Origin of the sequence: Mycoplasma sp. OR1901 (assembly GCF_013348745.1) — a bacterium.
Taxonomy (GTDB): Bacteria; Bacillota_I; Bacilli_A; order Mycoplasmatales; family Metamycoplasmataceae; genus Mycoplasmopsis.
Map to the genome: position 1 here is coordinate 302,649 of NZ_CP054666.1, position 11,482 is coordinate 314,130.

The 11,482-nt window shown below is 26.9% G+C and carries 9 protein-coding genes; 4 read left to right on the top strand and 5 right to left on the bottom strand.

The window, feature by feature from the left end; translation table 4 throughout:
- The first annotated feature begins 40 nt into the window (after positions 1–40).
- Positions 41–1,279 (top strand): hemolysin family protein, encoded by a 1,239-nt coding sequence (locus HTZ87_RS01030; RefSeq protein WP_174892714.1) that lies wholly within the window; start codon positions 41–43, stop codon positions 1,277–1,279.
- Positions 1,280–1,324: 45 nt separating this feature from the next.
- Here HTZ87_RS01030 and HTZ87_RS01035 read toward each other — a convergent pair whose 3' ends face one another.
- Both HTZ87_RS01035 and HTZ87_RS01040 read right to left on the bottom strand, forming a co-directional pair.
- A complete protein-coding gene (locus HTZ87_RS01035) occupies positions 1,325–2,623 on the bottom strand; it encodes a glucose-6-phosphate isomerase (protein ID WP_174892715.1) in 1,299 nt (432 codons plus the stop codon).
- Between the two features lie 65 nt (positions 2,624–2,688).
- The gene (locus tag HTZ87_RS01040) at positions 2,689–5,040 is read right to left on the bottom strand and encodes a UU173 family protein (RefSeq protein WP_174892716.1); all 2,352 of its coding nucleotides are present in this window, start codon (positions 5,038–5,040) and stop codon (positions 2,689–2,691) included.
- A 142-nt stretch (positions 5,041–5,182) separates the two neighbouring features.
- On the opposite strand from HTZ87_RS01040, the gene HTZ87_RS01045 reads away from it, so the two are divergent.
- From HTZ87_RS01045 to HTZ87_RS01055, 3 genes are all read left to right on the top strand, one after another.
- Positions 5,183–5,779 (top strand): hypothetical protein, encoded by a 597-nt coding sequence (locus HTZ87_RS01045; protein ID WP_174892717.1) that lies wholly within the window; start codon positions 5,183–5,185, stop codon positions 5,777–5,779.
- Positions 5,780–5,920: 141 nt separating this feature from the next.
- The gene (gyrA, locus tag HTZ87_RS01050) at positions 5,921–8,563 is read left to right on the top strand and encodes a DNA gyrase subunit A (protein WP_174892718.1); all 2,643 of its coding nucleotides are present in this window, start codon (positions 5,921–5,923) and stop codon (positions 8,561–8,563) included.
- A gap of 31 nt (positions 8,564–8,594) precedes the next feature.
- Positions 8,595–9,101, top strand: coding sequence for an MscL family protein (locus HTZ87_RS01055; protein ID WP_174892719.1), 507 nt, complete (start codon positions 8,595–8,597; stop codon positions 9,099–9,101).
- Positions 9,102–9,118: 17 nt separating this feature from the next.
- On the opposite strand, the gene der is transcribed toward HTZ87_RS01055, so the two are convergent.
- Genes der through HTZ87_RS01070 form a run of 3 tightly spaced genes read right to left on the bottom strand, consistent with a single transcriptional unit; the run spans position 9,119 to position 11,463 of the window.
- Positions 9,119–10,426 (bottom strand): ribosome biogenesis GTPase Der, encoded by a 1,308-nt coding sequence (der, locus tag HTZ87_RS01060; protein ID WP_174892720.1) that lies wholly within the window; start codon positions 10,424–10,426, stop codon positions 9,119–9,121.
- A gap of 1 nt (position 10,427) precedes the next feature.
- The gene (gene cmk / locus HTZ87_RS01065; protein WP_174892721.1) at positions 10,428–11,099 is read right to left on the bottom strand and encodes a (d)CMP kinase; all 672 of its coding nucleotides are present in this window, start codon (positions 11,097–11,099) and stop codon (positions 10,428–10,430) included.
- Positions 11,100–11,112: 13 nt separating this feature from the next.
- On the bottom strand, positions 11,113–11,463 hold the full coding sequence (locus tag HTZ87_RS01070; protein ID WP_174892722.1) for a hypothetical protein: 351 nt from the start codon (positions 11,461–11,463) through the stop codon (positions 11,113–11,115).
- Between the last annotated feature and the right edge of the window lie 19 nt (positions 11,464–11,482).

The following is an 11,482-nucleotide window of genomic DNA, read 5'->3' on the forward strand; positions in this document are numbered from 1 at the left end:
GATTCTTATTATTGTAAAAGTATTAAAGTAGGTATTACTCATGGATAGTTATTATTATCTCATTCCCGTATTACTGTTATTATTTTTCTTAAGTGGTGTTTATAGTGGGTGCGAAACCGCCTATTCAACACTAACAAAAGCTAAAATATATGAAATGGTTGAAAACAAAGAAAAGTTTTCAAAAATAATAGAAAAACATAGTAATAGATATAATCGAATTTTAACAACAATTTTGATTGCTAATAACATTGTAAACGTTCTTTCAGCTACAATGACAGCTCTTTTATTAGGACAAGTATTTAAAGAACAAGCAAACGCATCGTTCTTAACAACAATAATTTCGACAGCGTTAGTAACTCCGCTTTTAGTTATTTTCGGAGAAATTACACCTAAATTATTGGCAAAAACACACCCTAAAAAATTCTTAAAAATGTGAAGCTGATGAATTGATGTAAACTATTGATTTTTCTGAATTTTAACATGACCAATTAGTAAGCTTTCTAAAAAGGTTTATGTAACTCACTCAGAAGAAGATTTAAAAAATATAATTAATATAGCTCAAAACGAAGGGGTTTTACAGACTGGAGAAAGTTTATTAGCCCAGAATGCACTTGATTTAGATTCAACAAAAGTTTCTTCACATTACATTAGAATGAAGGATGTTACTTATCTAAATTACAAGACAAGCATCTCTGATGCTCTCAAAGTTTTTGCAGAAACAAATTATTCTAGAATACCTATAGAAAAAGATAATAAAATGATAGGAATCGTATTATTAAAAGATATTTTCTTATTGAAAAAAGGTCAACTTTTAAAATACGTTAAACAGATTCCTCAAATATCTTCAAATTCAATATTATCAAGTGCGTTAGAAAAAATGAGAAGTGCTCAAGCTCAAATGGCTTTCGTAGTTGAAAATAATAATAGTACCGATGTTTTAGGTATTATCACAATTGAAGATATTGTTGAAGAAATCGTTGGTGAAATATACGACGAATACGATGATGATGAGCAAATTTATGAAATATCACTTGAAAAATCAAGAGTTCAAAGTGATGTAACAATGTGAGATTTATTTAAACAACTTGAAATTGATTCATCATTAATCGAAGAAAATGAACAAGATTTAACATTAAGAGATTTTATGTTATTAAAAACATCAAAAACCAGACTTTATAAAAACACACGTTATGTTTTAAATGAAAAAGTTGCGTTTAAAGTAATTGAAATTAGTAAAGATAAAAAGAAAATATCTACTATTGAAGTAACTAAATTATAGAAAAAAGACTTACGCCTTATGTAAGTCTTTTTTTTAATTGATTTATTATTTTTTACCTAACATACTGAACATGTTTTTCTTGTAAACTTCAACACCAGGTTGGTTGAATGGATTAACACCTAATAAGTATGCACTCATTGTTAATGATCTTTCAAAGAACATAAATAATGCGCCAAGTGTAGATTCATCAAATTTGTTAAATAACATATGAATAACAGGAATTTTACCTACTTCATAGTGAGCTTGTGAAGTTGCTTCAAAAGCTGTGTTATTGATTGAGTGTAAGTTATTTTTATCTAAGTATCCTAGTTTGTCATAATCAATTTCTTCAGTTGAAAATTCAATATTATCTTGTGGGTTTTCTAATGTTAAAACAGTTTCAAATAAGATTTTATTTCCATCTTGAATCATTTGTCCTAATGAGTGTAAATCTGTTGAGAAGATTGAACTTGTTGGTCAAATTCCTTTTCCATCTTTCCCTTCTGATTCACCGTATAATTGTTTTCATCATTCCATGAAATATTGCATTTTAGGTTCATATGAAACCATCATTTCAATTGTGAAGTTATTTTTTGTATGTAATAAATATCTTGCAACTGCGTATTGGTAAGCTTCGTTTTCACTAATTTTGTGTGAACTTAATTCTTTATTTGTTTCGTTAGCACCTTCTAAAATTTTCTTAGCATCAATTCCTGCACATAAGAATGGGAATAATCCAACAGCTGTTAAAACTGAGAATCTACCACCAATGTCGTCTGGTACTATAAATTTTGTATATCCTTTTTCAGTTGCTAATTCAAATAAAACACCTTTAGATTTATCTGTTGTAGCAACAATTAAATCTTTAGCTTTTGCACCTTCTTTTTCTTCAAGTACTTTTCTAAATTCTCTAAATGCTATTGATGGTTCAAGTGTTGTTCCTGATTTTGAAATAACATTGATAGCAAATTTTTTGTTTTTAACATAGTTTAGTTTTGCGACTAATGTTTCAGCTGAAATATCATTTCCAGCAAATAATAATTCCATTTTTGGTTTTTTCATTGAATATGGTCCGTAAATAAAGTCATAACCTGACTTAGCACCTAAGTATGAACCACCAATACCAACTACAACAACAACTTCAACTCCATCTTGGTGTCATTGATTTGCTTTTTCTTCCATTTTAGCAAATTCGTCTTTGTCATAATTTTCTGGTAAATTATATCAACCTAATCAATCTTTTTCGGCAACATTTTTGTTTAAAACATCATTATGAATTTTTGTAACTTCATTTTGTAATGAATCAATCATTTTTTTATCTAAATGTTGGGCTGTTTTTTCTAAATTAATTTTTAAGTATTTCATCAATTCTCCTTGTAATAATTAAATTATTAAAATTATATATAATTTTATGAAAAATATTATTGTTTTTAATCGTTTTTAGTGTTATAAATTAGTTTACCAGATGAATATGTATAAAAATTATTATCATCTTCTACGTTATTTAATTGATATTCGTATTCATCAATTTCAGGAAATCTTTTTCTGAATAAAAACATCACGAATTCATAAACCATAATCATTGCTCTAACGTCATTTTCACAATATCTTTTTAGTTCCGGAACTACATTTTGTTCTCAAACGTTATCACTTATACCGTTAACATGTCTCAATATAGCGACCTCCATAGCCATAGTTCCTTTTTGGATAACAAGCTCTGAATAAGGTGTTATTTTAGATTTCGAGTCAAAATTCATTTTGTTAATATATTTTTCAATACCTTTTATTGAATAAAAGTAATTTAAAAATTTAATATGTATTCTTGTTTTTTCTAAAATATTTACGTTTTTTTCTATATTAAGATTTTCTACTTCGCTAATGGTTACGTCATTATCATTTTCTAAGAAAGTGAAGTAATCTCTAATTTCTTTAACATCTAATTTTGTGTGTCCAAAACAATCTAAAAGATCTACTGTGTTGTTATTTATTTTAGTTATTTTTTTAGTAAACTCATGTACATCAGTATAAATCGCCTTAAATTCATTTGTGAATTCAAGGTCATGACCGAAAGATTTTTCTACTAATGTTTTAATTTCGTTGTTTCTTGTATTTTCGTATGCTTTATTATAAACAACGTAAAAATCGTATTCATCGTTATAAATCTCACCAATCATTTTAACTAAATCAATTAGTTTTATATTTTTAGTATCGCATACAATATTTTTTTTGTCAATTTCGTTACCGTTTTGAGTAACTATTATTGAAACTTGGTTAACTAATTGGTTATATGATCCAATATTATTTATAGGTGGATATAATTCCGAAAATCCTTCATAGTCATATCAACAAATTTTTGCGTCTTTTTTATGTAATTTCTTTATTTTATTTAACGCCGAAATTGTAAAAAAGTTATCAGACATGTTGAAGTTATTATTTTCAATAATCATACTTTTAATATTAGTTTTTGATAGTGTTTTGTAGTATTTAAATGACAAGCGTTCAAAATTATCTTTTGTTAGAGATTTGAATATCGCATATTTTTCTTCTTTATCTATTCCTAACAATTCGTCAAAATAAATATTTTCAATATTTGAATTAAAACTATTTAAGTTACCATTAAGTCAACGATTAACGGCTTCTAATTTATCTTTTTTATCATTAAATTGTAAAAAATAAACAATAGCATCCAAATTAATATTTTGAAAGTCAAAATGAGATTTTTTAATTATACTTTCATAAAATTCATAATTAGCAACTGTAAAAATAGATTCAACTTCTTTATTTGATAATTTTTCATCTTTAATAGGTATACTCATTTCGTTATTTCTATAACTTATTAAATGACTAATTGGGTAGTTAAAGTTTATTAAATCATTTAATTTTAATGTAATATTTTTTTCAGGGAAAATCATATTTTGTGAAGCTTTTAAAAAGCTATTCATTGAGTTTTCTTTGTTATATTTGTTATTAATAAATAATAAATTATCACCGGTTTTAGTTATTGATTGAGAAAATAATTTTAACTCATTAGTTAAATTTTTACCTGTAGGCTTAGCAATAGTTTTGTTTGGTGATGCTGCAAAAGCTTCATAAAATTCAATTTTATTTTTTTGTATTTCACCTTTTAGTTTTGTATATGGGTTAATCAAAACACTGGACATATCTTTTAATAAAATGTTATTTTTTTTGAATAAATTATTTGCATAGAAAAATTTGTAATATAACTCATATTTAGTTCTTGTGTAACTTAGTAGAACTAATTTTTGATTCTTTTTATCAAAAATCAAGAATGGAACATTAAAAATAAATGTATTATCGCCTTCGGTAATTGTATACCCTATTGTACCATTTACAACTACATCTATTTCAGGATTTTCAATAGCTTTTAATGTTTCGTTTATTTTAACATCTACACTATTTTTAACACTTATATATTTAGGTTTTGTTAGATCATATTGTTTTAAGTAAAAGTCTATTGCGTCATTATTATATCTATCATAATTGTCTTTAAATACTCTTATATAGTCATTTTCGTTTATAAAATTACTTTTTGAAACTGCACCAAAATCGTGCATACTGTTTTCTTCTTCAAAATTTGAGTAGTCAAATAAAACACCACTTTCATCACTTTCTTCATCAAATTCAATTAAATCATCAATTGTATTTACATCACTAAAGTGTTCGTTAATATAATTTACTAAATTCTTTCTTTCTCATATTAATGCAGGATTTAATCCGAATACTTTTTTAAAAATGTTTCAAGATACGTTTATAGTTTTCATGTTTCTCCTAGTTGTTGTTAATAATATTTAATAAGTTATATTATAAGTTTTATTTAAAATCCTAAAATAATAATGTTTACTTTTTTGTTTGTTATAATATTTTTGTGAGAAAAATGAAATTTTAAGAAAGAGAGAGAAAAAAATGAAATCAAAGAAATTATTATTTAGTATTTTAGGATCAGTATTGACTTTTTCAGCAGTAGGAATGTCAATTTCGTGTTCAAATACTGGAGATCAAAAAACTAAGGAAGTAACAAATTCAACTAACACAACTAATACAACAGAGAATACATCTAACCAAGATAATTCATCTACAAGTGTTAATGAAATTGATGCGGATGTAAAAGGTTTATTTAATGCAAAAATGGAAAAAGAATATGCATCAAGCGACGTTACACAATTAGTTAACGCAATCAATTCAAATTTAGTGTTATTTTATGATTTTAAAGGTAAAAGTTTATTAGCTGCTCCTGCAGGTACAGATAAACCAAATTGAAAAGAAAACACTTACCAAAGTGTTTTTGATGCTAGTGAATTAACAAAGAACGGAAAATATAATCTAGCAAACGGTACAAATCCTACATTTGATAGTAGAGGTATTAAAAAAAGTGCTCCTAAAATTGAATATGTAAAAACCGGAAATAAAATTGTTTTAACATTTAAATATAACAAACACAACGGTGGAAAAGTTGATGTAACAACTTCTGATAATCAATATAAAATGATTATTAATTTATAAAATAACAACGTACCATTCAAGGTACGTTTTTTAACACTTTTTAAAAAAATAGTATTAGTGTTATACCTTGAAAAAATGTGAAAATAATGTATAATTTAATAAAATTAATTTTATTAAATAAAATAATACTAAGGGAGTGTTATGAGTGATGACAAAAAAACAAACATATTAAATTCTGAATTTGATCAAGAATCAAACGAAAATTTAAAAACTGATGATATGGAATTTGATTATGAAGAAGAAAATAGAATTGTTTTCAAAAGAAAAGAAGTCGTAGTTGTTGACGATGAAGAGGAAGAGATACCTCAAGAAAAAGAAGAGTATACAGTTAGCTCTCAGATAATCGAAAAAGAAACAGATGGTGTGTATCCTGTTGTTATTGACAACGAAATGAAACAATCATTCTTAGAATACTCAATGAGTGTTATTGTTTTTAGAGCTCTACCTGACGTTCGTGATGGTTTAAAACCTGTTCACCGTAGAATTCTTTATGATATGGCAGAATTAGGTATTACTCCTGGTTCACAACACAGAAAGAGTGCTCGTATCGTTGGGGACGTGTTAGGGAAATACCACCCTCATGGTGATAGTTCTGTTTATGAAGCTATGGTTCGTATGGCACAAGATTTCTCAATGAGATATCCTTTAGTAGATGGACACGGTAACTTTGGTTCTATAGATGGTGATGAAGCTGCTGCTATGCGTTATACTGAAGCAAGAATGTCTAAACTTTCTGCTGAAATGTTAGATGGTATTAAAAAACAAACTATTGATTTTGTTGATAACTATGATGGTAGTGAAAAAGAACCTACAGTTCTTCCATCTCGTTTTCCTAATATACTTGTTTCAGGAGCTTCTGGTATTGCTGTTGGTATGGCTACCGAAATACCTCCACATAACTTAGGTGAAGCAATTGACGCAACTATTGCTTTAGCTAAAAATCCAGAATTAACTATCCGTGAATTAATGCAATATATAAAAGGTCCAGATTTCCCAACAGGTGCTACAATTCTTGGTACTAAAGGTATTTTAGATGCATATGAAACAGGTAGAGGAAGTATTACAGTTAGATCTAAAACAAAAATTATTGAAAAATCTAATGGTAGAAACCAAATTATCGTTACAGAAATACCTTACGCAATTAAGAAAACAACATTAATTCAAAAAATAGTTGATTATCATAAAACAAGAGAAATCGAAGGTATTGCAGATCTTAGAGATGAATCTAATAGAGAAGGTATTAGAATTGTTATCGATATTAAAAAAGGTTACAATCCGCATGTTTTATTAAACAAACTTTACCAAAAAACATATTTACAAACTACATATAGTGCAAACATGGTTGCTTTAGTAAACGGTGAACCTAAACTTCTTAATTTAAAAGAAATTTTAACCGAATATATTGCACACCAAAAAAATATTGTTACACGTAGATTAAAATTTGATCTTAACAAAGCAGAAGAGAGAGCTCATATTTTAGAAGGGCTAAAAATTGCTATTTCTAATATCGATGAAGTAATTAAGATAATTAAAACATCTAAAACAGAATCGATAGCGCAAGGAAGACTTTCTGAAAGATATGAATTATCAGATAGACAAACTAAAGCTATTTTAAGTATGAGCTTAGGACGTTTAACTGGTCTAAGTATTGAAAATATGGAGGCTGAATTAGCTTCGTTATTAGAAGAAATTAAATACTACAAAGAAATATTAGGTGACGAAGTCAAATTAATTAATTTAATAATTTCTGAATTAGAAGAAATTAAAAATAAATTTAATGACGAAAGACGTACTTTTATTGATGTTGCAGGTGTCGGAAAAATTAGTGATGAAGACTTAATTCCTGTTAAAGATATTGTTATTACAGCATCAATTAATGGTTATGTAAAAAGAATTAACTTAGAAGAATACAACACCCAAAAACGTGGTGGAGTAGGTTCTGTAAGTATGAAAACTTATCAAGATGATGATATTTCATTAATCTTGAATAGTACAACTCATAGTGATTTACTTTTATTCTCAAACTTTGGTAAAGCATATAGTTTAAGAGGATACCAAATCCCTGAAGGATCAAAACAAAGTAAAGGTATTCCATTTATAAATTTAATCGAAAGTTTAAATGTTAAAGATGGAGAAAAAATCATTTCTATAATTAGTGTTGATGAATTTGGAGAAGATAACTATTTAGCTACAATAACTAAAAATGGTACATTTAAAAAATCAGATTTATCATTATTTAAAAATGTACGTAGAAATGGTTTAAAAGCTTTCTCACTTGCTGAAGGTGATGAGTTAGTTCGTGCATTTATTATTTCAGACAACGATAATATTCTTGTTGCAAATAATTATAAGAATATTGCGTTATTTAAAGCTAATGACATTCGTCCAATGGGTCGTACAGCACGTGGTGTTAGAGGTATAAAATTAGAAGAAGGACAAAGTGTAATTGGAGCTTCTACTAATAAAGATGGTTCATTAATTTTATCACTTGGAAGCAAAGGTTTTGGTAAATTAACAGGTGAGGAAGAGTATCGTTTATCAAAACGTGGTGCTAAAGGTGTAACAGGAATTAACCCAGAAAAAGCTGGTAGATTAGTGTTTGCTCGTTTTGTTGAAACTGATGATGAATTATTAGTAATAACAACAAGTGGTATCACAATACGTACAAAAATTAGTGAAATTAGTCAAACTTCTAGAGCTACAAAAGGAGTTAAGATTATTAACTTAAGAGAAAAAGATGAAATTACTGCAGTTGAAATTATTAAAGGAAATAAAGAAGAGTAATTTTATTATTAAATAATATAAAAAGGTTTTTATGAAAAAAACAAATTTAAAAGATACTTTAAAAGAAATTACCGAAGATAAAAAAATCGGTAGATTACGTAAGAGTTATAAAGAAGCTACCAACTATTTTAAAAAAGGTAATTTCTTAATATTAGCTGTTGGTTTTATATCTGGTCTTATTTTTAAAGACTTAGTAACATCATTAGCAAATGATATTATTTTAGGTGCAATAAGCAGTATTTATAATTTTAAAAATGCCGATATTAATAGTTTAGCTTGATATGGAATTAAATATGGTAAATTTATTGGTATATTAATTAATTTCATTTTAATTACTTTAATTTTATTTATTATATTAGTGGTTGTATTCTTTATTAAATCGTTTATAACTGATTTCAGAAACAAAAGAAAACCTCCGGTCGAAGAGGGTATAGAAAAACAAATTACTATTGAAGAACAAATACTTGAACAATTGAAATTAATAAATGAAAAACTAAATAGTACGGAAGAAAAAAATGATGAAAAAAACAAAATCTAAAAAAGATTTTGTTTTTTTTAATCAATTCCGTTTTTATTTTTAAAATTCATTTTAATAGGTGAACCTGTAAAATCAAAGGTTGCTCTAAGTTGATTTTCTAGGAATCTTTGATACGAGAAGTGTAAGAATTTTTTGTTATTAACAAAGAAAGTAAATGTTGGTATTTTAGCTCTTTCTTGTCTTACATAATAAATGTTTAGTCTACCACCGTTAAATGATTGTGGTGGTTGTATAAGTTGTGTTTCCAATAGTAAGTTAGAAAGTAATGAAGGTTTTATATCTCTTTCTAAGTTAGTTCTAACTAAATTAAGTGTTTCAACTAATTTATTTATTCTTTGGTTGAATTTAGCTGAAATAAATACAAAAGGTACTCAAGGAACAAAGTGGAATTTGTTTCTCATTTTCTTTTCGAATTCAGCCATTGTATTTGTTTCTTTTGATACAAGATCTCATTTATTTACTACTATAATTATTGGTTTTTCATTTTCTAATGCATACCCAATAATTCTTGAATCAAAGTGAGAAACTTCTTCGTTAGTGGCATCAATAACAATTAAAGATAAATCTGATTCTGATAGTGAGTTCATAGCACGCATTAATGCGTAATGATCAACACTTTCAACTAATTTAGATTTCTTTGTGATACCAGCTGTATCGATAACTTTATAAAGTTTGTCATCAATAAAAATTTCTGACTTAACGCTATCTCTAGTTGTTCCAGCAATTTCAGAAACAATAGATCTATTTTCTTTTGTTAAATTATTTAAAAGTGAACTTTTACCAGCGTTTGGTCTACCAATAATTGAAAGACTAAATGCTTGTTCTTCTTGAGAGTCACTAAAATCTAAATATTCAAGTGTTTTATCTAAAACATCTCCTACACCTTCACCATGAAGTGCTGAAATTGGAAAAATATGATCTGAACCTAATTTGTATCATCCATAATCAAAGTCTTGCATACTTTCTAATTTATTAGCAACTGTAATAATTGGTTTATTACTTTTTCTTAATATATTCATTATGAACATATCATCATTTGTTATTTCACTTTTACCATCGAATAAAAATAAAATAACATCTGCTTCTTGGATGGCAATTTTTGCTTGTATTTGTATTTGTTCTTGGAATGGTCTATTTTCAATTTCTATACCACCAGTATCAATAAGTTTCAACTCATGACCTGCTCATGTTATCTTTTCGTACAATCTATCTCTTGTAACGCCTGGTTTATCGTATACAATTGAAACTTTTCTCCCAATAAAACGATTGAAAAGAGTACTTTTACCAACGTTTGGTTTCCCTATTATCGCAATAGTGTTTTTCATATTACTCCTTGTTTGATTTTTCTTTTGCAAGATTAATTATTTTTTCAGCTACTTCATCTATTGTAAGTGCTGTACAGTCGATATATTCTGAATCTTCTGTTTTGTGTAATGGGTCTACAGCTCTATTCATATCTTGTTCATCTCTTTTTTGAACTTCATATAATATTTCTGCAAATCCTGTGTTGTATCCTAAAACTTCGTTTTGGATCATTCTTCTTCTTGCACGTTCTTCGGCTTGAGCTCACAAGAATATTTTAACTTCTGCATGTGGCATTATTTTAAATGTAGTATCTCTTCCATCTATAACATAACCTTTTCTTTTTTTAGTCATGTGTCTAATGTAATCAACAACAAACTCGCGTACTTCAGGTATTTTAGCCACGTTAGGTGTAATTTGTGAAATATAGTCGGCTCTAATTTGGTGAGTTACGTCTACACCTTTTAATAAAATATGATCATTTTCAAGAAGTTGAATCATACCTTGTTCTAAAGTTTTGATAACATTTTCTTTATCTCTAGTATCAACATCCATGTCGATTACGTTTTTAGCGATTGCACGATAAATGCTTCCGCTATTAATGAAAGTGTAATTTAATCTATCAGCAATTATTTTTGAAACTGTAGATTTACCTACACCGCTAGGTCCATCAATTGCAATATTAACCTTTCTCATATTCTCTCTCTTTCTATTTTTTTGTTATTTTATCAATTATTTTCATAATATCAGAATTGATTTTTAAATTTTCATTAAAATCATACTGATACATAAAATTGCTATAATTTTCAGATAGATCTAACTTTAACTTAAAAGATTTATCAATAAGAGTTTTTAAATCATCGGAATATTCAAATTTTTTGAAATTGAGTTTTTCTAAAGAATTAAAAAAGTCTTTTTCATAATCGAATATAGGTTTAAAATCTTTATCAATATTTTTTTTAAACCATTTTATTTCTTTGTTTAACTCTTTATTTTCCTTATTTGATAATATCATTAATATAGTTTCATTAGTGTCTTCTTTTTTAGTTTTTTGATCCATTAAAAAACCTCAAATCATT